Annotated in this window: 15 protein-coding genes; 6 read left to right on the top strand and 9 right to left on the bottom strand. The window is 61.2% G+C overall.

The features are described 5' to 3' along the window. Window positions 1–4: 4 nt before the first annotated feature. Window positions 5–532, top strand: coding sequence for a hypothetical protein (locus tag PSCI_RS18260; RefSeq protein WP_045489798.1), 528 nt, complete (start codon window positions 5–7; stop codon window positions 530–532). Window positions 533–562: 30 nt separating this feature from the next. Here PSCI_RS18260 and PSCI_RS18255 read toward each other — a convergent pair whose 3' ends face one another. Both PSCI_RS18255 and PSCI_RS18250 read right to left on the bottom strand, forming a co-directional pair. Continuing rightward, complete coding sequence (locus PSCI_RS18255; protein ID WP_045489796.1) at window positions 563–1,543, bottom strand: arsenic resistance protein; 981 nt, start codon at window positions 1,541–1,543, stop codon at window positions 563–565. Window positions 1,544–1,579: 36 nt separating this feature from the next. Further along, window positions 1,580–2,200 carry a hypothetical protein gene (locus PSCI_RS18250; protein WP_045489793.1) on the bottom strand — a complete coding sequence of 207 codons (621 nt, stop codon included), beginning with the start codon at window positions 2,198–2,200 and terminating at the stop codon, window positions 1,580–1,582. A 254-nt stretch (window positions 2,201–2,454) separates the two neighbouring features. On the opposite strand from PSCI_RS18250, the gene PSCI_RS18245 reads away from it, so the two are divergent. Both PSCI_RS18245 and PSCI_RS18240 read left to right on the top strand, forming a co-directional pair. Further along, window positions 2,455–3,204, top strand: coding sequence for a substrate-binding periplasmic protein (locus tag PSCI_RS18245; protein ID WP_045489790.1), 750 nt, complete (start codon window positions 2,455–2,457; stop codon window positions 3,202–3,204). Between the two features lie 371 nt (window positions 3,205–3,575). Continuing rightward, complete coding sequence (locus tag PSCI_RS18240) at window positions 3,576–4,148, top strand: BRO-N domain-containing protein (RefSeq protein WP_045489789.1); 573 nt, start codon at window positions 3,576–3,578, stop codon at window positions 4,146–4,148. A gap of 49 nt (window positions 4,149–4,197) precedes the next feature. On the opposite strand, the gene PSCI_RS18235 is transcribed toward PSCI_RS18240, so the two are convergent. From PSCI_RS18235 to PSCI_RS18225, 3 genes are all read right to left on the bottom strand, one after another. After that, on the bottom strand, window positions 4,198–4,827 hold the full coding sequence (locus PSCI_RS18235; RefSeq protein WP_045489787.1) for a LysE family translocator: 630 nt from the start codon (window positions 4,825–4,827) through the stop codon (window positions 4,198–4,200). 157 nt (window positions 4,828–4,984) lie between these two features. After that, window positions 4,985–6,160, bottom strand: a complete 1,176-nt coding sequence (locus tag PSCI_RS18230) for an HlyD family secretion protein (RefSeq protein ID WP_045489785.1) — start codon at window positions 6,158–6,160, stop codon at window positions 4,985–4,987. Further along, window positions 6,157–7,821, bottom strand: coding sequence for an MFS transporter (locus PSCI_RS18225; RefSeq protein WP_045489781.1), 1,665 nt, complete (start codon window positions 7,819–7,821; stop codon window positions 6,157–6,159). The genes PSCI_RS18230 and PSCI_RS18225 overlap by 4 nt, the downstream gene beginning before the upstream one ends. A gap of 209 nt (window positions 7,822–8,030) precedes the next feature. Here PSCI_RS18225 and PSCI_RS18220 point away from each other — a divergent pair, with 209 nt between their 5' ends. Then, complete coding sequence (locus tag PSCI_RS18220; RefSeq protein ID WP_045489780.1) at window positions 8,031–9,125, top strand: enoyl-CoA hydratase/isomerase family protein; 1,095 nt, start codon at window positions 8,031–8,033, stop codon at window positions 9,123–9,125. Between the two features lie 2 nt (window positions 9,126–9,127). Then, window positions 9,128–10,279 carry an acyl-CoA dehydrogenase family protein gene (locus tag PSCI_RS18215; RefSeq protein WP_045489778.1) on the top strand — a complete coding sequence of 384 codons (1,152 nt, stop codon included), beginning with the start codon at window positions 9,128–9,130 and terminating at the stop codon, window positions 10,277–10,279. A 5-nt stretch (window positions 10,280–10,284) separates the two neighbouring features. On the opposite strand, the gene PSCI_RS18210 is transcribed toward PSCI_RS18215, so the two are convergent. The 3 genes from PSCI_RS18210 to PSCI_RS18200 all read right to left on the bottom strand — a co-directional run bounded on the left by PSCI_RS18210 (window position 10,285) and on the right by PSCI_RS18200 (window position 21,386). Continuing rightward, the gene (locus PSCI_RS18210) at window positions 10,285–15,441 is read right to left on the bottom strand and encodes a dermonecrotic toxin domain-containing protein (RefSeq protein ID WP_045489776.1); all 5,157 of its coding nucleotides are present in this window, start codon (window positions 15,439–15,441) and stop codon (window positions 10,285–10,287) included. A gap of 116 nt (window positions 15,442–15,557) precedes the next feature. After that, window positions 15,558–20,696 (bottom strand): dermonecrotic toxin domain-containing protein, encoded by a 5,139-nt coding sequence (locus tag PSCI_RS18205; RefSeq protein ID WP_045489774.1) that lies wholly within the window; start codon window positions 20,694–20,696, stop codon window positions 15,558–15,560. A gap of 129 nt (window positions 20,697–20,825) precedes the next feature. Then, window positions 20,826–21,386, bottom strand: coding sequence for an NADPH-dependent FMN reductase (locus PSCI_RS18200; RefSeq protein ID WP_045489771.1), 561 nt, complete (start codon window positions 21,384–21,386; stop codon window positions 20,826–20,828). 197 nt (window positions 21,387–21,583) lie between these two features. Here PSCI_RS18200 and PSCI_RS18195 point away from each other — a divergent pair, with 197 nt between their 5' ends. Further along, window positions 21,584–21,796: a hypothetical protein gene (locus PSCI_RS18195; protein WP_045489770.1), complete on the top strand. Its 213-nt coding sequence runs from the start codon at window positions 21,584–21,586 to the stop codon at window positions 21,794–21,796. A 7-nt stretch (window positions 21,797–21,803) separates the two neighbouring features. Here PSCI_RS18195 and PSCI_RS18190 read toward each other — a convergent pair whose 3' ends face one another. Then, entirely contained in the window at window positions 21,804–22,358 is a 555-nt protein-coding gene (locus PSCI_RS18190) for a GNAT family N-acetyltransferase (protein WP_045489768.1), read from the bottom strand. Window positions 22,359–22,365: the final 7 nt, after the last annotated feature.

Below are 22,365 nucleotides of genomic sequence, written 5' to 3'. Positions count from 1 at the left end.
GATGATGCGTTCAAATTTCAAGACCTTCGGCACCTGCCTGTGGCTGGGGGCCGTGCTCGGCATGAGTGGCTGCAGCTCGCTGATGATGGGCAAACAGTATGTCTTTCCCAAGCCCGAAGAACCTTCAGCCACGGTGCGCCTGCAATACACGCCAGGCACTAATCTGCGGCTGATCAGCATTGGCGAAGACCGTTGCTATGCTGGCTACACGCCCGCCCCTGGCGCCAATGGTTTCTTCGACACCCCAGTACACGTCGGTAAAGAACTGGTTCTGGCCTATGCACTGAGCAGTGGCGACAAGGTTTGCCAGGTGCCCTTCTCGTTCATTCCTGAACCGGGCGCGATCTATACCCTGCGAGCCGGAAGCTGGACCCTGCCCAAACAAAGCTTCCTGTTCAATCAGACCGTCGACCAGGAGTACTGCGGCGTACAGGTCATCAAGAGCCAGAACGGCGTAGAGAGCGTCGAGCCAGTGCAACACCTGCGCATGCGCCCGGGGTTGTGTGTGAAGTTCCTCAAGACCGGCACCTGAACCACGGCTGCGGTGCCACTCAGCCGGGTGTTACTGATCAGCCAGCGTGCCCGCGCTGGTTGCACCAAGTCTTGGCAACACCCGTACATACACCAACTCACTCAGCAACTCGACCAGGGTCTGGGTGATAATCACCGCTGGCAGTACCGCAAGTGCACCTGGCACCGCCAGGCCCAGCGGCAACACCACCAGCGAATTGCGCGTCGCACTGCTGAACGCCACCGCCCTGCCCGCCGCTGACTCCAGGCGCCAGCAGCGGGCGACCCACCATCCTAGCAACGGCGCCGCCACGGCAAACGCCAGGTACACCGGAATCACCGCCAGCGTGGCTGGCAGCGCAGTCTCGATACGCGGGCCCACGGCCGCCACCACGATAAACAGCACCAGCGCAGTGGCCGGCACCGGGCACAGGCCCAACACGCTATTGATGCGCGCAACTGGCGGGCTTTTGCCAGCCAGCAACTGCACCGCAGCGGCCAGCAACAGCGGCGCCGCAATCAGCCAGGCAAACGCATGGGCAAACGGCCCGACCTGCACCACCGCCGCTGCCGCTTCACCGAGAAAGGCATTGAGGTACAGGGGTAAGGCCAGCATCTGGGCCAACAACAGCGCCGGGGTCGCCGCCAGCAGCAAGCGGGCATCACCACGCCCCAGATGGGTGAACGTCACCACATAGTCGATACACGGCGCCAGCAGCACCAGCAGCACACCCAGCCGGATCAGCGGATCGGCGGGCATCAATGGCAGCAAGGCGAACACCAGCAGCGGCACCACAATGAAATTGGCGGTCAACAAGGCACCGAGAAACCTCAGCCGGGTAAAGGCCTGGCCCAGTTCAGCGACCGGCACCTGCAAAAAAGTGACGAACAGCATGAACGCCAGCGCCGGATTGATCAGCGCCTCTAGCACGGCAGTCGCCGGCAGCGCAAACGCCGAAGCACCAGCCAGCAACACGGCAACGAAGTAGAGGGTGGCCTGGTTGTTTTCCAGAGCGTCACGAGCGGCCTGCATGCAGGAGTTCCTTTCAAGAGTGAAGACGGCAGGCCCTCAGAAGTCTCCTGCCGGGTTGGCTGCACTGGGCGGATCATCCTTCCAGCACTTCGGGTAGCGCGCGCAAACCCCGTAACGCCGATCAAGATCGGCCATGCGTGCCTGGTGGATACGGCCATACTCAAGCAGCGCAACCTGAAACTCACGCTTGTATTTATCAGCGAAGATCAGGTTACTCGCCCTGATGGCACGGTAGTCAGCATGTTCATTGCCCGGAACGCCGTACTTAAGAAGCGCGGGGTCCCTTTTTTGCAGGCTATCGCGATACCAATCGATGGTCGACTGCAATACACGGTCTTTGCCCGCTTCGATTTCAGTCAGCGCCAGATCCATGTTGCGCCGGTACTCGCTCCAATACTGAGGACTCAGAGCAATGCCCATCGTCTCTTTGCGTTGGGTGATCGCAGCCTCCAACGCGGCCTCCCGCGCCGACTGCATTGCCGGGCCGGTGAGTGGCTTCATGCCATCGACCACCGCGGCATTGATCGTTTGTTCAATCATTGCCTCGCGAGTCTGTGGGTCAGGCTGTGAGCCAGCCCTGTGATTACACGCGCTCAGCACAATGGCAGCGCCTGCCACCATCGCCAGCAGCGCTGTTTTTTTCAGAACAGCAATCATGGGTTATCTTCCTTGAGAAGAAAGCGCAGGGTCCAGCCAGGCATTGTCCTGGCCAAGGTTCAGCGCACTGACTCACACAGCTCGCTCAAGTTCCCTCATGGCAGCCATGCCTGCCTGAAAACCTCCTGCACGTGAGCGTTGCATTGATCCACCCGCCGCAATAGCGATAACAGAACACTACGACGGGCTATTCTTAGCCTGCTGCTTCAAACGATACACGCCTTTGACAGCATTCCCTTGGCCAGGCAGAACACGTGAAAAAATCGACACTCATTGCCGTACTGTTCTGCCTGTCGCTCGGCACCTTCGCCAAGGCCGGGCCGTATCAGGTCGTGACCGAAGAGTGGGCGCCGTACAACTACCTGGAGGGCGACCGGCTCACCGGTATGACCACCGAGATCGTGCGTGCCATCATGAACCTGACCGGTGACGACTTCGAAGTGACACTGCTGCCGTCCATGCGCGCCAGCCTGACCTTGCAGACCCGCTCAAAGACCATCATGTATTCAATGTTTCGCACCGCTGCGCGCGAGCCGTTGTACAAGTGGGTCGGCCCCATCGTCGAAGAGTCCATCCACGCCTGGCAACGGGCCGATGCTGCGCCCCTCGAAACCCTTGAACAACTGATGCGGGCCGCGCAAATCACTACCCGGCACGCCGGCCTGCTGCCAGACACGCTGCAAGCGCAGGGTTTCACCAACCTCGACAGAAGCGCCACCGAGAACCTGCAGCTGTATCGCATGCTGCTGGCCGGGCGTACAGCGATCATCGCTGGCGACACCGACGCCGGGGTGGCTCACTACAGCCGCCAGTTGCAGATCGCCCCCGGCATGCTGCGGCGGATTCCCGTCGAGTTGTATCGCTCAACGCTCTACATCGCCTTCAGCCTCGACAGCGAAGACCAGCAGGTGGCAGCCTGGTCCCGCGCCCTTGAGCAACTGCGTGCATCGGGCGAACTGGCGCGGATTCAGCGGCGTTATGAACGGCAGTACGTGTCTGAATAAAACCTTACCGTATTGACAAGGTGTGCGAAGACCGCCGCCTGCCTTGTAGGGTATTTCTGAAATATTTTCGATCTACCAGTAAAACCCGGCCATCACTTGAGCCGGGTATTCTGCGTGACTAACCTCCCCGTCACTCGCTGAAACCCAGCGGGTAGGGTTTGGCGACCCGAACTCAACAGACACATAGCGAACCATAGCGCTCTCACGCACGTACAATAGTGCCTGATAGCGTGTCATGGTAGCTGTGCGTGGGAGACCCTCGGGTCTGCCGGTTTATCTGTTGGCCGGTTCGCCAACCTGCGCACAGCTGCCACCTTATCGTTTGGCGACGGTGAAGTGGCAATAACCGATACATCAACAGAGAATACGCTATGCAAAATTTTGATATCTGTACGCCATGCAAAGAACACTATCGCGCCGAATCCTTCTTCCGCCATCACCGACGTCTGCGTGCCATGCGTCATCTGGGTCAGGCGTGGTTCTGCCTGGCTGATCTGGCGCGACTGATGGGCATTCGTCTGGATGAGCGCTCTACGCTTAAGCTCGACCCTGACCAGCGCCGCCTGGCCTGGCTCGAATGCCACAGCCAATGGGAAAAATGCGTGATGATCAGCGAGTCCGGCGTCTTTGCCCTGCTCATTCATCATTACGTGCCGGAAAACCGCGCCCTGCGCCAGTGGCTCACCCACGAGGTGCTACCGCAATTGCGCCGCCGCGATGAACTATTGATGGATGAACCGCAGGTGGAGCGCCTGCAGTGGCTGGGCAAAACCCTGTTGATGCTGAGCTGGCGTAATGAATCCTGGGTACGCTGGCAGGACATGCCCAACCTGATTCCACAGGTGCCACCTCCATCAGGGTTCTGGCACAGGCTGTGGAACAGGAGCATGGACCGGCGCCCGGTTGAACTGGCCGACAGTCATGGGTTACTGAAACACCGCTGACCGATTGCTGCGGCAGGACCTGCCGACCGGTCCTGCCCCCGGGCAACGCTCACCCCGCCCGTTCCAGAAACAGCAGCCGCACCGCCAGGGCCGTCATCACCCCGGCAAACCCGAAATCCCCCCAGCGTCGGGCCACCCGGCTTCCGCCAAGGCTGGCGCCCAGCCGCGCAGCGCAGATTCCCAATACGGTATTGAAGATCAGTGCGATCAGCGCCAGCAAGGTGCCAAGCATCAGCAATTGCAGGCCAACCTGTCCGTTGGCAACGTTGACGAACTGCGGCAGAAAGACCATGAAAAACAGTAGCGCCTTGGGATTGAGCAGGCAGTTGAGTGCGCCGCGGATGAAGACCTTGCGCAGCGAGGCCAGCCTTGCCGGGGCCTGATCATCAGCAGACGCGGCGCGCAAGGTCTGCCAGGCAATCCATAACAGATACCCGGCGCCCAACAGGCGCAGCACATCAAACGCCGGCTGCCAGCTCATCACCAAAGCCCCGACGCCGGCACTGACCAGCGCAGTCATCAGCAGATCCGCCACAGAAATCCCCAGCGCCGCGGCAAAGCCGCCGCGCCAGCCATGCGCCATGGCGTGACTGGTGACAAACAGCATGTTCGGGCCGGGAACGATCAGCAGCAGCATCGCCGCGATCAGGAACAGGTACAGATTCGTCGCGTCCAGCATCAATGCCCCTCCATAGGCTCAAGCCCCGGACAATAGCTCAGTGCGCAGACCTGGCAACAGGTACAGTGGCAGGCTGTTTAAGGCCAACAGCCAAACTCCACTTGCTGGCCTGTTTCAGCCTGGCCTGGCCTTCGCTCGCCGACTTTTCGTACAAAACCTAAGGCGTCGTACTGTCGTTCTCAAACGACGTATCAATACTCACCACCACCGACATCCCCGGTCGCAGGCGCTGAGCCAGTGGCTGGTCGGCGTCGACGCTGATGCGCACCGGAATGCGCTGAGCGATCTTGACGAAGTTGCCGGTGGCGTTGTCAGCCGGCAACAGGCTGAACTCGGAACCGGTAGCCGGCGAGATGCGTTCGACCTTGCCGCTGAGTTTCTGATGATCCAGCGCGTCCACCGTGAAGCTGACCGGCTGGCCCAGCCGTACGTGGGCCATCTGGGTTTCCTTCATGTTGGCGACCACCCACAGGGTGTCTGGCACCAGCGCCATGAGTTGCGCGCCAGAGTTGACATAGGCCCCCAGTCGCACACCGATCTGACCAAGCTGGCCGTCTCTTGGCGCGGTGATGCGGGTGTTATCCAGATCGATGCGCGCCAGTTCCAGGGCCGCATTGGCGTTTTCGATCTGAGCCTTGAGAGAGTCGCGGTTGACGATAACCGTTTGCAGGTCTTCTTTGGCGATCTGCAATGCCGCTTTGGCTTCGGCCACGGCCGCCTGGGCCTGGGCATCGGCGGCGCGGGCGACGTCGAGTTCGCTGCGCGACACCGAACCGTCGGTGACCAGTGCGCTGTTGCGTTTGAGATCCGCAGCGCTTTTGCGCGCCTGGGCGCTTGAGCTTTGCAACGCAGCTTCACGCTGGCTGATGGTGGCTTCGGCACTGCGTCGTTGCTGCAGGTTATTGGCCAGTGCAGCCTGTTGCACGCTCACTTGCGCCTCGGCCTGCTGCAGCCGCTGGCGGTAGATGCGGTCATCGATGCGCACCAGCAATTGCCCGGCCTTGACGTGCTGAAAGTCCTGAACCAGCACCTCATGCACATAGCCGCTCAGTTGCGGACCGATCAACGTGGTCTGGCCGCGCACCTGAGCATTCTCGGTGCTCTGGATCGGGCTGGTGAACGGGGGCAATTGCCAGGCATACAACACCACCAGAATGCCGGCCAGGGCCACCAGGCCAAACAGCGTTGAAGATATCACCCGCGCGCGGGTCGAACGCGGCTTGCTGGTCGCCGGCGAGGTCAGCGGCGCTGGCGGCGCAGCGCTGGCCGGCGAGGATGAAGCGCCTGAAGATGCGCCTGGCGGGGTCGGGTCGTTGCGAGTGGTGTCGTTCATGAAGCCTGCGCACTACTGGTGGAAACGGGCGCCGCCGACAGCGGCGCAATAGGTTTGGTGGTCATCTTCAGCCACAGCACGCGCACGCTGATCCACAGCATGGTCAGCACGGCGATCAAGGCAATCAGCATGAATACGTCGTTATAGGCCAGCACATTGGCCTCACGGGTCGCGGTGCTGGCCAGCGCACGCATGCCTTGGGCTGTACGGGCAGCCGGGTCGGCGATCACCCCGCCATAGGCGGCCGCGCCGCTTTGCAGGCGCGCCTGCACCAGCGGATCGAACAAGGTGAGGTGCTCCATCAGCTGGCTGGAGTGAAATTTCTCACGAACTACCTGAAAGGTGCCCAACGCCGCCGAGCCGATCAGCCCACCGATGTTTTGGGTGATGCCGAACAGCACCGAGAAGCTGACCATGTTGCGCGGGTTGGCCAATACCCCGCTGATGCCCATCACCAGCGTCGGGCCAAGAAAAAAGGTGCCACCAAAGGCCAGCAGGAACTGGCTGAAGTACATATTTTCCGGGCGGGTCTGGGAGGTGGAGCTGCTGTCCATCCAGGCGCCCACCGCCATCATCACCAGCGAAATCAGCAGCGGTTTGATCAGGTGCGCCGGGTTGATAGTCAGGGCGCTGACCAGCAATCCGGCGACGCTGCCCAGCAGCATCACCAGGTACAGCGTGTGCAATTGCTCGCTTCCAAGGTTCAGGGTCTGAAAGAATCCCACCGCCCCCACCGACTGCTCGGACAGCACGATCCGAAACAGTACCACCGCCAGCCCCAGCCGCAGGATTGCGCCACTGCCCAGCCAGCGGGTAATCAACAGAGGGTTGCAGCGGTTGTGCTCGATGGCCAGGCCCGCGCAGATCAAGGCGATCGACGCCGCCGACGCAATGCCGATCCACGGTGCCTCCAGCCACCACTCGATACGCCCCAGCGACAGCACCGCACAGAGCAGCGCAAAACCGCTGGCGAGCAGACCAAAGGTCAGGAAGTCGAGTTTTTCAAAAGCCTTGAAACGATCCCCCGGCGGCAGCTTGAGGATCAGCACACACCCCAGCGACAGCAGGGTCAGGCCCAGTTCGAACAGGTACAGGCCGCGCCACTCGGCAATCTGTAGCAGGTCTTCCGACACCAGTCGGGCAATCGGTGTAGCCAGTTGCGCGGTGCCCAGGCCCAGCACCAACGCCTTGAGCCGCCACTTTTGCGGGAAGGCCTGAATCATGTAGTACAGGCCCAGGGTGCTGAGTGCTGCGCCGACCATGCCGTGGGCCGCGCGTACCGCGATGGCCGAATCGATGTCGTTGACGAACAGGTGCGCCAGGGTCACCAGCGCATAGAGCACCAGAAACAGTTCGGTAAAGGCCCGAAGCCCGTATTGTTGACGGAACTTGACCAGCAGCAGGTTCATCGAAACATTGGTCATCACATAGGCTGCCGGCAACCAGGCGATGTCCTGTGAGGTGGCGCCCAGCGCACCTTGCAGGTAAGGCAGGTTGGCGACGACCAGCGCATTGCCCAGGCCGCCGGTCAATGCCACGATCACCCCGACCAGCGCGAAGGCCCAGCGCTTGTGGGTGGGATGTAACGGCGTGGACGGCGAACCCGGCATGCTCGGGCGCTCGTGGGGCTGCCACTGGCGAGGGGCGAACGTATCTTTCATGAGGCAGCTTTCAAGAGGCAGTCCTTCCAGAATACCTTGTGACATTCACAACACATCGATTGCTCATGGCGGGCAAAAAATACTTGCCAGTGCCGGCAGTGAAGCGCAACCGGGCATAAACCGCCAGAGTCGAACACCGACCGGCTATGCTCAGAGCTGACACCTCAATGGCCAGGCCCAAAGCCCACAACAACTACAAGGAGTTCACCATGAGTTCATCGGCTTCATCCTCGGGCCAACCCCAGCACAGCAGCGACAAAGCCATCCTTGCCGGGGTGCGCAACCACATCGGCCACCTGGTGCTCAATCGCCCGACCGGTCTGAACGCGCTGGATCTGGAGATGGTGCGCAGCCTGCAAGCGCAGCTCGACGCCTGGGCCGAGGATGACACGGTGTATGCCGTGGTACTGCGCGGTGCCGGTGACAAGGCGTTCTGCGCCGGTGGCGATATCCGCGCCTTGTATCATAGCCACCAGAGCGGCCAGGATCAGCATCAGCGTTTTTTTGAAGAAGAGTACCGGCTGGACCTGAGTATTCACACCTATCACAAACCGATTCTGGCGCTGATGGACGGGCTGGTGCTGGGCGGCGGGCTGGGCCTGGTGCAAAGCGCCGACCTGCGAGTGGTCACCGAGCGCAGCTCGCTGGGCATGCCGGAGGTGGCCATCGGTTACTTTCCCGATGTCGGCGCCAGCTACTTCCTGCCGCGTTTGCCCGGCGAAGTGGGCCTGTACCTGGGGATCACCGGCACCCGCATCGGCGCCGCTGACGCACTGTATTGCGGGCTGGCCGACTGGCACATGCCCAGCCAGTCGCTGGCGCGCCTTGACCACATGCTCGACCACCTGAAATGGCACATCAACCCGCTCAAGGACCTGCAAGGCGTGATGGCCCGGCTGGGCAGCCAGCGCCTGCCAGACCCGCCATTGCAGGCGCTGCGCCCGGCCATCGATCATTTTTTCGGTTTGCCAGACATCCCCAGCATGCTTGAACAACTGCAGCAGGTCTCGGTGGCTGACAGCCGGGAATGGGCGCTGGACACCGTCGCGGCGATGCACAGCCGCTCGCCGCTGGCCATGGCCGTGACCCTTGAACTGTTGCGCCGCGGTCGCCAGTTGTCATTGCCCGAGTGCTTCGAGCTGGAACTGAGCCTGGACCGCCAATGGTTCGAGCACGGCGACCTGATCGAGGGGGTGCGCGCCTTGATGATCGACAAAGACCAAAAGCCCAACTGGAAATACGCCACCGTCCAGGCCGTCAGGCAAGAAGATGTGCAGCGTTTCTTCACCCCACTGGAGAGCTGATCATGCACGACATCGAACTGAGCGAAGAACAGGTGATGATCCGCGACATGGCACGCGAGTTCGCCCGCAACGAAATTGCCCCGCATGCCAAAGCCTGGGAACAGGCTGGCTGGATCGACGACGCCCTGGTAACGCGCATGGGCGAGCTGGGATTACTGGGCATGATCGTCCCCGAGCAATACGGCGGTTGCTACCTTGACTACGTCGCCTATGCCTTGGCAGTGGAGGAAATCTCCGCCGCCGACGCCGCCACCGGGACGCTGATGAGCGTGCACAGCTCAGTGGGTTGCGGGCCGATCCTCAAGTACGGCAACGCTGAACAGCAAGCCGCCTGGCTGGAGAAACTGGCGACCGGCAAGGCGATTGGCTGCTTCTGCCTGACCGAACCGCAGGCGGGCTCAGAGGCGCACAATCTGCGCACCCGCGCCGAACGACAAGGTGACAGCTGGGTGCTCAATGGTGCCAAGCAGTTCGTCAGTAACGGCCAGCGTGCACAACTGGCAATCGTGTTTGCCGTGACCGACCCGCAGCTGGGCAAAAAGGGCCTGTCGGCGTTTCTGGTCCCTACCGACACCCCAGGGTTCAGGGTCGAACGCCGCGAGCACAAGATGGGGATCAAGGCCTCCGACACCTGCGCCATCAGCCTGAGCGATTGCCGGATTCCGGCCGCCAACCTGCTGGGTGAGCGCGGCAAGGGCCTGGCCATTGCCCTGTCGAACCTGGAAGGCGGGCGCATCGGCATCGCCGCCCAGGCCCTCGGCATCGCGCGCGCCGCCTTTGAGGCCGCGCTGGTTTATGCCCGTGAACGGGTGCAGTTCGGCCAGCCGATCATCGAACATCAAAGCATCGCCAACCTGCTGGCCGACATGCACACCCGTATCAATGCCAGTCGCCTGCTGGTGCTGCATGCCGCCCGCCTGCGCAGCGCCGGCCTGCCCTGCCTGTCCGAAGCCTCCCAGGCCAAGCTGTTCGCCTCGGAGATGGCCGAGCAGGTATGCTCCAGCGCCGTGCAGATTCACGGTGGCTATGGGTATCTTGAGGACTATCCGGTAGAGCGCTATTACCGCGATGCACGCATCACCCAGATCTACGAAGGCAGCAGCGAAATCCAGCGCCTGCTGATCGCCCGCGAGTTGCGCCATTACCTGTTGTAAGCGCTCTACGGCACCAGCTTCTCCCTGCCCAGCAACGACACCAGTAACGCCACCGAGTCGGCATTGCCGAGCATGATGTCGCTACGCACCCGCGCATCGGCGTAGAACGCATCACGGGCCTTTTCCATGGTCCGGGTGTTGGCGCTTCGCAGAATCTTGCTGACGGCGTTGCCGTCACTGACCTCGTACCAGATATCGGTAGTGTCGTCCCGGTCGCGGAACAGTTCGTGGGGCGAGGTGCGGTAAGACAAACCGCGCTGCCGGACGATCAGGTCGCTCTTGAGCGAAGCCCGATAGGCTGAATGGTCCTCAAGCATGTCGATGAACGGCATGTGTGCATCGAGGTAGGCGATGTCCTCGGTTGCGCTGTACAGGTGCGACAGCTCATGCAGCAGAACAATTGCCCGCGAATGGATGCCCGCATTGAAGCGGCTGCGGCTCAGGACATGAGGTTTGAGGCGACATACCGGGTCACGAAAGAAACGGTCGGTCAGGTAGATGTGTTTCTGTGGTTCGTTGGGAAAGGTGAACGCGGTGCTGTCGTCGACGCTTGATCGACGCACCCCGACCACATAGCGCGCAGAGTTGTAGGGCGACAGGCTGCCATCCATCAGGGCGCTGTAGAGCTGCTTGACGATCGTGCTCACCGCGCTGTGCAGGCGCTCATCAGGAGCATTGATATCAAAAAAGTCCTTGAGGATGGCGTTGACTCTTGGATGAGGCTGGCCGTCAGGCGTGCGCTGCAGCAGATTGTCCAGGCTGTTTTCCAGGTACTCACGTGCCTGCGCATGGGCCAGGGCGATGTCGTCGGCACGCGTGCGGTACTTGTGACGTATATCAGTCATGCCGCGCGCTTCGACGATCAGCACGTCGTCGACCTCTGCATTGATCAAACCGGTCTTGACCCGGGTCAGGATGCCGCCTCCCCCCCTGAGCCCCAGTTGCAGGTTCAGCTCCCATTGCTGCTGACGCAGCGCAACCCTGGGACCCTGGGTGTTATCACCAACAATGAACCAGCCATACTCGTCCTTGTCGACGCGGTACACCGCGCCGGCAATCGAGGCATAGGTCCGGCCTGCCGTATCTTTGTAGGTGTTGAACAGCGGATCGTGGGTCAGGTTGGCCAAGGCCACGTCGTTGGCCTGGAAAAGGCGCAGCCGTGACCAAAGGTCCGGGGTCAGGCTGTTTTTACCCCAGCCGAACTGTGAAAGGTCCGGCAGTCGTGGGACCTCGCGGTCGACAGCGAGCCGTTCGGGTTCGAGCAGTTCTTCCTGGCGGGAGCGTCGGACGGTAATCAGCACACCCACGGCGGCCAGCAACTCCGCAGCGGCCTTGCCCCATTGCATCTGAACGACATCCATGGCCGACGCATGCAACAGATCATGGCTTTGCCACAAACCCACCAACGCCCCAAGACGCCCCGGCAACAGGGCCAGCACCTGTTCGGCCCCCAGCCCCCAGAGAAACCTGGAGGCCATGCGCTGATCTTCGGCATTGGTCACACTCAGTTGCTCGAACCACCAACGCAACACTTGCCCGGTGCTATCGAACAACGCCTGCAGCGCGTTGCCCTGCACCGGTGAAAGCGCCAGGCTGACCGGCGTCGGGGTTTCCCAGGGCACGTCCAGGTCCGACTCGGCACTGAAAGGCAGATGCGGCTCTACAAAGCCGCCGTTGTCATACAAGCGCCGCGCCTGAGCAGGCAGGCGACTAAGGATGAACTTCTGCAAGTTCTGGTCAGTGTGGATATCACTGAGCAGCGCGGCTTCGCTGGCATATTCCTCGACGACAAAATCAGCGTTGAACAGCGTGTACAGCAGCCACGGGCCTGGCTGCGGCGCCAACGGGGCGATGATGAACGCACCCAGCACCGTATCGGCAGCCAGGCCGGGAGCGGCGCGCAGTTGCAAGGGGCTGATGATGATATCCCGGCCCAGCACCTGCAGGCGCCCGAGGCCGTCAGGCATGATCATTACCCCCTCGACAAAACAGAACGCCTCGTCGCTCAGTTCACCGCGCACGCGCATGGCGTAGGTCCTGAGCAACTCCAGTGCCGGCACCTGCAAGGCGTAGTACTTGAGTCGTATCGCGTAGTCCGGGCTGTCGTGGCTGAGTGTCTGTCTGAGCAGCGTCCGATAGCCGGCGGCGATGTCCAGTTCGCGAATCAAGGCGCTCAGATACTCTGCGCTGATCGGCTTGCCCGGCCATGCCGCCTCGCCCGTCGACACCGAAAGGATGCCATCCTGGCTGGCACTGAAGCGCCCGATGGCATACTCGCTCAAGCTCGTTTGCACGCGATTGCTGGCCGCAGGTATTGCTTGCGGGATCTGACCAATAGCGACCGGTGCCGGTATGTAGCGGGTCAGGGTCACCATGATCCGATCGGGGTCGACTTCAGCCCCAGGAAAGTCAGCCTGCAAACGCGCCAGCAGCCTGTCGCGGGCATAGCGGCCAGGCTCAGGGATATCGAAGAGAAAATCCTTGCCGGAATTGCAGGCGATGTACCAGTTTTTGATCAATGCCGAGAGGCTGAACAACTGTGCAATCGAGGCTTGCTTCATCCAGGCCGGCAGCAAGGCATCGGTGAGCATCAGTTCCATGGTCAGGCCCAGATGATCGAGCAGCGGACGATTGCTATCGTCATCTTCGCTTTCTCTGAGCACATGACGCAGCAAGTCAGCAGACAGTTTGTGCGGCAATGCCTGCTGACAAACCTGAACAACCTTCTGGCAATGGCGCTCGATCTCGGTCTGTTGCAAGGCGTGAAACACATGCCCGTCCAGACGCTGCAGGCTTAGCTTCAAACGTAGAGGATGCTGCAGGCGGTCCAGATGTCCCTGCAATTGTTGCCGGTCGGCTTCGCCCAACAGGGCCATCCAGGCCTGGCGCGCCGCCGGCCAGTCGAAGCGGCGGGTCAGGTTTTCCTCCAGCGCCTGCAATGAAGCATGGTCGCTTAGGCCATCGCTCAGCGACCAGAGCACATGGCGCCCGGGCGCCGCTGCGCTGTTGAGGACCAGCACGCTGCCCAGCGCCAGCGCCGGCCGGGCTGGATCAAAAATCAACTGCACACGGTGCGCATCGACCTGGTGGGTACCCAATGCCTGGCGTAGCGCAGCGGTGGGTCGGTCAAGCACCTGCTGGAACATGTCCAGACTCTGCGCATCGAGTTCCTGACGGCGGCGCTCCATGGAGACGTCCAGGCGCAAGGCGCAATCGCGAATCAGACCGTTGAGCAACCGCGGACGCAGTTGAGTATCCAGCCAGCGCACCGGCCGCATGAAGAAGCTGCGCAGGTGCCAGTCGTAACGCCGATCAAAATCGCTCACCACCCGGTTGAGAATCACTTCGAGCAAGTCGACCGGCAGCCGGGCGCTCAGTGCTTCAGGCAGCAGTTGGCTGCCCGCTGGCAGAGGCCCGATAACATGGCCACTGAACCGCTCCAGAGCCAGCGAGATGAGATGGGCGTTGGCCGCCCCCGCACTGTGCACCCACAGATCGCGAGCATCCATGCCCTGCTCGCCGAAAACGCTCAGGTACCGGTTGAGTGCCAGGCGCATGCAGCCAACTACATGCTCGTAAAGCTGGCACTGGCGTTCGACGAATACATCCATTGAACTCAATTGCCCGTACCAAGAACTCGACAGCGAATACAGGGGCGCGTCCAGTTGCGCGGAACCGAACTCGGCAACGGTCTGCCGGGCCGCCCAGCGCTGCTCGAAGCTGTCCTGCTCGACCGTCCAGCGCCAGGCGTCGTGCAGGCCAGTCAGGCGTAGGTCCAGAAGATGGCGGATATCCAGTGCATCGTCCACTCGCACTGCGGCGCGCTGATGGTGGATCGCCGCCAGCCCAGACACATGCTGCAGGTTGCGTTTCTGCAAGGCGATGATTGAGTCGAGCATGCGCAGAAACAGCGGTTGCTCGATCAAATCCAGGCGTACACGCTGCACCTTGTGTACCTGCAAGCCGTCGTGTTCATCCAATGAAGTGCAGCGGTTCAACTCAGGTAATGCCTGGGCACTGGAAAAGTGCTGCTCCAGCACCTGGCGGCTTGCGAAGTGGCGCAGCCCGTACGCCGCCGAAAACAGGTACAGTCCCGGCATCTGCTGGTTGGTGAATTCCAGCAGGAACACACCAGCCAGCTTGGGCGAGCCCTGCCCCTCGAGCTCCAGCGACAGTTGCCAGGCGCGGCACAGGTCCTCATCGAGTGGCAAGGCGGGACGCTCCAGTATTCGTCCCAGATAGTGCAGCTCTGTCTCAGTCAAGCGTTGCTCGTGAGCGGACTTGAGGATTTCATGGCCGAACGCTTCGGCCAGGCCGCGAGCGGCGAACTCACGCACGGTGACGTCCTCGTCGCGCCGCGAGAGCCAGTACTGATCCAGCAAGCGCTCGAATTGTCCGGCCAATCCATTGCCTGCTTCGGCCAGCGCCATCACCCAGGGCTGCGCCTGGGTTTCAGACACCAGCTCGCCGCTGGCACTCATGAAACGACGCCGGGTGTCCTTGCCAGGATTGGCGGTCTGGCTGCCATGATCCTGGTAAGCCGCGTCGGCCAGGCTCATGGTCCCGAGCACTTGCGTGCCGTCGGCGCTGACCACCTGCAGAAGGTGTGAGAAAACATCAAGGCCGGCGCCCGGTAGCTGCCGGTCAACGGCTTCCTGCAGGTGCTTGCCGATGGCCGTATACAACGATGGCAGCGCATCGAGCTGTTGGCTGAGCGCCTGCAACTGCCCGGCCTGCTGATCGACAATCGCCAGCATGCGTTGCTCGAAAAGCTTGCCCTCGACCCGTTCGGCTTCCAGCACCACCGACATGCCTGCCCCCACCGGCAGACGCAAGATCAGCTCGGCATTGAGCGCGTCACGATCAGCAAAAGACTCGATACCACGCAGCAGGGTGCTGAGTAAAAGAGGTGCAGCGACTTGCGAGGGGGCGCTGATCACCCAGGCACCCGCCAGTTCGGCACTCATGGGCAACTGCGTGTCGGTGAGCAAGCGGTCGACTCGGGGGAGTGGCTGACCGTTGTCGGGGTTGTCGATCAGGCGTTGCAGCCATTGCTGTTGCTCGGGGCTGATGCGTGCCGCACTCAGCGCTGCGCGCACGTCCTGGACGAAGCGCTGGCTGAGCGCGTGGTGGTAAAACCAGGGTGTTGCTGATTGAGTCATGGCAAGGTTCCTTGTGCATGACCTGCCCTGCTGCATGGCAATACAGGGCAGGAAAGTGAAACAAGAGCCTATCGATGCATACCACCCAGCCTGCGCTACATAACGCTATTGCCCGTTCAGGTAAATCGCTCGCGTCCCAACTGCGCCACCAGCAACGCCAAAGAATCTGCATTACCGAGGATGACCCGCCGACGAGCGTGCACGTCCATGAGAAACGCTCTGCGCGCCTGCGTCAGGTCTGGCTGGCCAGCGAGCTGGAGAATGGTCGGCAATACCGAGCCATCGCTGGGTTGAAAGTCCCTCCAGCCATTGCTGTCCCAGGTTCGGAACAAATTCGCCAAAGGCGTTTGATGCGACAGCGAAGCCTCACGTAACAACTGCAACTCTTGCTTGTAATCCGCCGAGAGCGGCAGGCTGTCATCGAGCAGATCGAGCGGCGGCGCGACGGCATCCATGTAAGCAATGTCCTGGGTTCGGCAGACCAGATGGGACAGTTCGTGTACCAGAGTGATGGCGCGAAAATGGTCGTCGGGATTGAACGCACGGATACCGCTTGCCGACTTGAGGATATAAACCGGTGGGGTAAAGAACATATCGCTCAGGTACAGGCGTTGCAGTGGATCAGACGTGATCACGAAAGCTGCCAGGTTTTCATATCCCGGCCTGACCGTACCGCTGACGAAACGCACTGAGTCGAGCGGCGACAGTGAAGGCTCCGACAGTGCGACGAACAACTGACTGATACGGTTTCTGAGCGTATCGATCAGCACCGTGCCCGGCGTGGTCACACCAAAAAACTCGCTCAGCAGGGTCTGTACCGGCAACGGCAAACCCTCGGCAAAGGGAGCGTTGAGGTTGAACAGAGCATTTTCCAGGTAACCCAGCGCGCGCTGACGAGCCAGGCTGATAAACCGTGCCTGGTCGCGAGACAGGGCACGGATCTGATCCATGCCCCGGGCCTGCACGTTGATGATCTGCGCAACCCGGTTCTGCATCTGCTGCTCGCTGCTGACCAGCAGAGACGGCGCACCGCCGCGCAAGCCCAGCTCCAGACTCAGCTCCCAATGCTGGCTTGAATTCAGGCGCAGCTTCGGCCCGTTGCCATCAGGCCCTTTGATTCGCCACACACCGTCCTGCTGGTGAACTTCATACACCTTGCCAGCGACGGCCGCATAGCGAAGCCGGGTGCCAGGGTCCTGATACAGGTTGTACAACGCGTCGTAATTCAGATCGGCCAATTCGATGTCATGCACTTCGAGCTGAGCCAGCCTTACCCTGATGTCGTTGCCCAACGATGAGTGCCGCCAGGAAAACTCTGGCAAGCGCACATGTGGGCTGGCACGGGAAACCTCGACCTGCTCACGCCGGGCCGTGACCAGCATGCCCAGTGCCGCGGAAAACTCGGACAACGCCTTGCCCCAGCGTTGCTCGGCCACCGCGCCTGCCGATTCGCGCAGCAGGTTCTGGCTCTGCCAGGCACCTACCAACAGCCCCAGCCTGCCCGGCAGGAACAACAGAATCTGCTCGCCGCTCAGGGTCATGACGTGCACAAAGGACGCCCAGTCGGCCTGGGCACTGGTCACGGCCTGCTTGTGGCTGAGATCCTGGAGCAATTGCAGGGCAGCCTTGAACAGATAGCGCAACGCATTGCCTTCGACTGTCGCGCTACCGATGCTGACTTTGCCCGGTGTACCCAGCGGCGGCTCCAGGTACCCGCCAATACTCCAGGGGATGACGTGCGCCTCGGTCAGCCCGCCATTGTCATAGCGGGTTCGCGCGGCCGGTTTGAGACGCTCAAGCACCAGGGTCTGCAACGGGCCGTCGCTGCGCAGTTGACTCAACAACTGGTCCTGATCGCGAAACTCCTTGAAGGTGAATTTGTCGTTGAACAAGGTATGCAGCACCACCGGCCCTTGGCGGGAGTCGAGCGGGCCGATCAGCCAGGCGCCCTCCACTTCATCAGGTGCCATGTCTGCACGCGGCACCAGGGTCAAGGGGCGCAACACGACCGTCTGCCGGTGCAGCGGCTGACGGGCCTTGCCATCAGGCATATCGATAACGCTGGCGATGAAGTCGAAGGCTTGCTGGCTAAGCTCGCCTTGCAACTTGAGTTCCAGGGCCGGCAACAGCAGGCGCGCCGGTATCTGGCGCATGAACTTCAGGCGCCTTGCGGCATAATCTGCCCGACCGGGATCGAAGTGGCTGCTCAGCAATGCCTGATAACGCTTGCCGATATCCAGCCGGTGCACCAATGACGTTACATACTCCGCCGTAAGCCCCATAGGCAGGGTGCCGCCACTCGCCATGCTCACACTGAGACTGGCGTCCTGGATTCTGGCGAAATGGTTGAGAGAAAAACTCACCAGGCTCTCGCTGTCGACGATCGTGGCCGCAGGGACGGCTGACGGGATGCTGCCTGGCGGTACCGGTGCGGCAACATAGCGGGTCATGGTTACACGGATAGCGTGCGGGTCGAGCACCTGCGCAGGAAAGTCGCGGCTCAAGGCCGCCAGCAACTGTTCGCGGGCGAAGGGTCGCAGCATCGGGATATCGGCAAGAAAATCGTCGGCGGGATTGCCATTGCCGTAGAAGGCTTCGAGCAAATGGACGTAAAGCTCAAGATCGGCGTCCGCAGCTGTGCGCAACCAATCGGGCAGTACGGCCGCGAACAACAGGTTCTGGATGCGAATCGCCACAGTGTCGAGCCAGGCCTGTTGTCGATCGTTAGCCAGGACCAGATCGATGTGCCGCCGACAGGTTTCAGCCGAAAAGCGGCTTTGCCTGAGCTGCTCGAATGCCCTGGCGATGGCTCGCTGCTGACCCTGCTGTTCAGCCGCTTGCAGCCGCTCAATGAAATGCCCATCGACTTCGAGCAGGCCCGGATGAGGCTCTTTTCCCGCTGCCATAGACTGGTCGAGCCAGACCTGGGCGTCGGCGTCGAACAGTTCCAGCCATCGGGCCCGCCAATCGGGCAGTACCAGGCGCCGCTTGAGCCACACCTGCAAGCTCGCCAGTGAGGGCATTGCCTGCAAACCCGACAACCGCGACCAGAACAATAGCCCTTGATCGGGATGGGCGCTGCACTGCATGACCCAGGCATCACTCAAGCCCAGCGAAATCCGTCGCCCTTCAACCTGCAGGTGCACGGCATGGACCTCGACCAGCTTATTGCCATGAACCAGACGCAAGTCACGACCCGGGCGATCCAGCACCTGCTGGAGCATGTCTAGCGCTGCCTGGGGAAATTGCCCAAGCCGCCGCGCCACCTGCAGTTCCAGACGCAGCAGGTTGTAATGCAGCGCGCCCATCATCTGGCCAGGCACTGACTGCGCATGGTCCTGGCGCAGCGGGCGATCGAAAAACGCCGAGACCGACCCTGCGGACAACGCCAGCAGTTGAACACCGGCCTGGGCAAGCACATGCTCAAGCAATCCCGGCGTAATGCTGGCTAGCACCTCGGGGGGCTGGCCCTGGCCGAGTACTTCACAGTTGTCTGCTAGTGGCGCGTTACGCAGGCCGGTCAGACGCTCAAGCAACAGGTCGGTCAGTGGCCGGGCCGTACTGTCAGGTTGGGTATCGTCCTGATCACTGTCTGGGTCGAGCAAAGACGACCCGGTCCCACGGACCCGAATCTGCTGCGCATCGAGTGGCTTGGCACCACCCACAACCGCCAGCCAGGGATTCAATGCCTGCCTGGCCAACGCCTCCAGCCGCGGACGCAACGTGTCCAGTTCCTTGAGCAAGGTATCGTGCAGCGTCACTTGCTCCATCCACGAAGGAGTCAGGCCATACGGCCAGGCGACCGGCTCGGGCGGGTTACTCCAGATGTCGAGGAATCTTGCGGGTATGGCCTGCCAGCGTCCGCCCGGTTCGATGCCGCTCAGCCGTGGATCAATGAGAGTCCGCACGTCGAGGGCATCGTCAACCATGGCGAGCAGCTCATCGGCATCGTCACTGTGGCGCTTGAGCACCTCGTTCAGGTTGCGCTTCTGCAGGCCAATGATTGAGTCGATACAGTCGAGGAACAACGGCCGGGCCAGGTCGTGGCTGTGCAGTTGCAGGCCGGTGCTTGCGGTGAACAGGCGCTGGTCGTCCAGCGACAGATAATCGCGCAGTTCGCTGCGCCCGGCAGAGCTGTTGGCCAGTTGCATCAAGGCTTGCCAGTTGCCGACAAGGCGCAGGCCCTTGCCCGGCGAATAAAGCGCGTAGCCGCCCTCCAGATGAACAAGATAAAGACTGACCAGCTTGAACGGCCCCTGCTGGGCGGCGCTCAACGAAAGCCGCTTGACCGCCACCGCGGGCTCTGTCCCGAGCGGCTGCACACCCAATCTGAGCAACACCTGCGTATCTGTTGGCGATAACGCTTGCAGCGCCAATGCCTGATGGGTAAAGCCGTCAGCCAGTAGTTGAGCTACACGCTCGCGGCGACTCACTCGCTGTTCATCGGCAATCGCCCAGTAGTCGGCAAGCAACGCTTCATAATCACCGGTCAACTCATTGAGCTGCCACTTGAACTGTGCATCCCCAAGTGAACCCAGTTCCTCACCATGCCGGTCCAGAAAGCGCAACTGCTGGTTGTCCGGCAATGCCTCGCCAGTCAGAAGGCCAAGTACCGCCTGCTCAGGGGGCAGTACCCGAACGATGGTCTGAGCATCAGCTCCAGACTTGCCAGGCTCGGTCTCGACAATCTGCACCGTAAGCGCTTGAGGGTCGATCGCTGTTGCGGGCCAGATCGCTTGCAGTCTGGGCTTGAGCATCCGGCCGATGGCCTGCTGTAGCGACGGCAGCTTTTGCAGCGTAGCCAACAGCCCGTTCAAGGCCTGCACCTGGTGATCGACGATCAACAGCATGCGCTGCTCAAACAGCGAGCCTTCAAGAACCTGATACTCGAACTCCGGATTGAGCCCGCTGCGAATCGCGAAGCGTTGCCTCAACCAGCTCGCCAGCTGACTACGCTCGGTGAAACACTCAAGCCCGTGCGCCAGGCTGTCCAGGTACAGGGTCTCGCCCGTCGCATGACGACGCACGATCAGAATCGCCGAGGCCAGTGCCAACGGTACCGGCGAGCCGTCCTCCAGAATCAGGCAGTGCAAAACCGGCGGATCATCGCTGAGCAGAGGCTGCTCGATATCGGAAAATCGCTGTAGCCAGTGTGCTTGATCGGCATCGATACGCTGTGCAGCTTGTGCAGCCTGCACATGCTGCATGAACCGCTGACGTAGCGGCTCAGGGTGAAAATAAGGTGTGGGCGACATGGCAAATTTCCTTTTGCACAAGGCATCACCGGACACAACAGGTGCCGGTAATGCATCAAATGGAAAAGGAGCGTAACCAGAGTGTGACGAGGGACTGCCATACATATGGCAATCCCTGCACTGACTGACTCAGAATTTGCGGGTTTTCTCGACCCAGGCGGCGAAGGTCTCGATGAAGGTTTTCAGGAAGGCCGTGGTGCGCTCGTTGAGCTCGCCATTTTCATCAAAGCTGGCGCCGATGTTACCCAGGTAGGATTCTGGCTGCTGCAAGGTCGCTACATCGAGGAACACCAGTGACTGACGCAGGTGATGGTTGGCACCAAAGCCGCCAATGGCACCCGGCGAGGCACTGATCACCGCGCCTGGCTTGCCGCTCATCTTGCTCTGGCCGTAAGGGCGCGAACCGACGTCGATGGCATTTTTCAGGGCACCGGGCACCGAGCGGTTGTACTCCGGGGTCACGAACAGCAGGCCATCGGCAGCGGCCAGCTCATCGCGAAAACGGGTGTAGGCTGCTGGCGGGCTGGCACCGTCGATATCTTCGTTATACAGCGGCAGATCACCGATCTCGACGATCTTCAACTCCAGGCTCGGCGGTGCCAGCCCGGCCAGGGCCAGGGCAATCTTGCGGTTGATCGACTCTTTTCTCAGGCTGCCGACCAGTACGGCAATGCGATGGACCTGACTCATAAAAAACTCCGGCGCTGGGTTCAAGGAAACTTGAGTTATAGACCAGCGCCCGCGTTGAATGTATGAAGCCTGTGCTTTTTTCTTTAAGCCTTGCTGCACCTTGATGCTCGGGCAGAGAGCGAACCAGTCGCCGATTTGATGGTCTACAGCCGCGATTGACAGGCAATTATGCGGTTATTTTCAGAGGTTCAAGGCAAATGGCTTCAGTTCTGGTCGGGCAGTTTCAAGCAAGAGATGCCGAGGGTCGCGTCTATCCGGTGCATGAATTTCAGGAGGCGCAGATTGATGGGGTCGGTGGCGCAACTGTGGTGACCACGTATCGGTTGGCGATTGGCGACCGGGTCAATCACCTGGGCGGCGACGAGTTCGAACTGGTACAAAATGGCGTGAAGATGACCCGCATCCCTTGAGGGCGTCTTAGCCTGCGGGAAAGATCAGGTACCAGAAAATCGCCACTTCGCGGGTCTGCGGATCAATTGCGCGATAACTCAGATGGTCGACTCCACCCACCACAAAACCGAATTTCTCATACAACCGGCAGGCGTCCAGATTGTTGTTCTGGGTTTCAAGCATGATGCCTGCCAGGTTGTGCTTCTCGCTCCAGCCTCTGGCACTTTCCAGCAGCGAGCGGGCCACGCCATTGCGGCGGGCAGGCGCGTCCACCGCCAGTTCATCTATATAGGCAAAGCCATTCCAGTGTGGCCGGATCGCCAGATGGCCGACCGGCTGATCATCCAGCCAGGCCACCAGCACAGTGGCGTTGGTCGATTCGCGCCGCTGGCTGAACTCTTCTGAGTCAATCCCGTAGTTTTTTTCAAACGGCTTGACCTGCTCAAGCGGCCAGTCAGCCACCGGCTCACCGAGCCGAACCGTGGCGAAACTGCGCACCATGAAGGTGAACACACCGTTGAGCAGGTAGTCCTCGAACTGCTCGTCGGCGGGACGAATCGCCAGGGCCGGATGGATTTTCATACGGGTC

The organism is Pseudomonas sp. StFLB209 (assembly GCF_000829415.1).
Classification (GTDB): Bacteria; Pseudomonadota; Gammaproteobacteria; order Pseudomonadales; family Pseudomonadaceae; genus Aquipseudomonas.
The sequence above is the reverse complement of the archived record's forward strand: the minus strand, read 5'-3'. Positions and strand labels throughout refer to the sequence as shown.

Coding starts and splice junctions, on each gene's coding strand:
- PSCI_RS18210 (WP_045489776.1), bottom strand. CDS start 15,441: ATGACTCAATCAGCAACACCCTGGTTTTACCACCACGCGCTCAGCCAG.
- PSCI_RS18215 (WP_045489778.1), top strand. CDS start 9,128: ATGCACGACATCGAACTGAGCGAAGAACAGGTGATGATCCGCGACATG.
- PSCI_RS18220 (WP_045489780.1), top strand. CDS start 8,031: ATGAGTTCATCGGCTTCATCCTCGGGCCAACCCCAGCACAGCAGCGAC.
- PSCI_RS18255 (WP_045489796.1), bottom strand. CDS start 1,543: ATGCAGGCCGCTCGTGACGCTCTGGAAAACAACCAGGCCACCCTCTAC.
- PSCI_RS18200 (WP_045489771.1), bottom strand. CDS start 21,386: ATGAGTCAGGTCCATCGCATTGCCGTACTGGTCGGCAGCCTGAGAAAA.
- PSCI_RS18225 (WP_045489781.1), bottom strand. CDS start 7,821: ATGAAAGATACGTTCGCCCCTCGCCAGTGGCAGCCCCACGAGCGCCCG.
- PSCI_RS18240 (WP_045489789.1), top strand. CDS start 3,576: ATGCAAAATTTTGATATCTGTACGCCATGCAAAGAACACTATCGCGCC.
- PSCI_RS18235 (WP_045489787.1), bottom strand. CDS start 4,827: ATGCTGGACGCGACGAATCTGTACCTGTTCCTGATCGCGGCGATGCTG.
- PSCI_RS18190 (WP_045489768.1), bottom strand. CDS start 22,358: ATGAAAATCCATCCGGCCCTGGCGATTCGTCCCGCCGACGAGCAGTTC.
- PSCI_RS18195 (WP_045489770.1), top strand. CDS start 21,584: ATGGCTTCAGTTCTGGTCGGGCAGTTTCAAGCAAGAGATGCCGAGGGT.
- PSCI_RS18205 (WP_045489774.1), bottom strand. CDS start 20,696: ATGTCGCCCACACCTTATTTTCACCCTGAGCCGCTACGTCAGCGGTTC.
- PSCI_RS18250 (WP_045489793.1), bottom strand. CDS start 2,200: ATGATTGCTGTTCTGAAAAAAACAGCGCTGCTGGCGATGGTGGCAGGC.
- PSCI_RS18260 (WP_045489798.1), top strand. CDS start 5: ATGCGTTCAAATTTCAAGACCTTCGGCACCTGCCTGTGGCTGGGGGCC.
- PSCI_RS18230 (WP_045489785.1), bottom strand. CDS start 6,160: ATGAACGACACCACTCGCAACGACCCGACCCCGCCAGGCGCATCTTCA.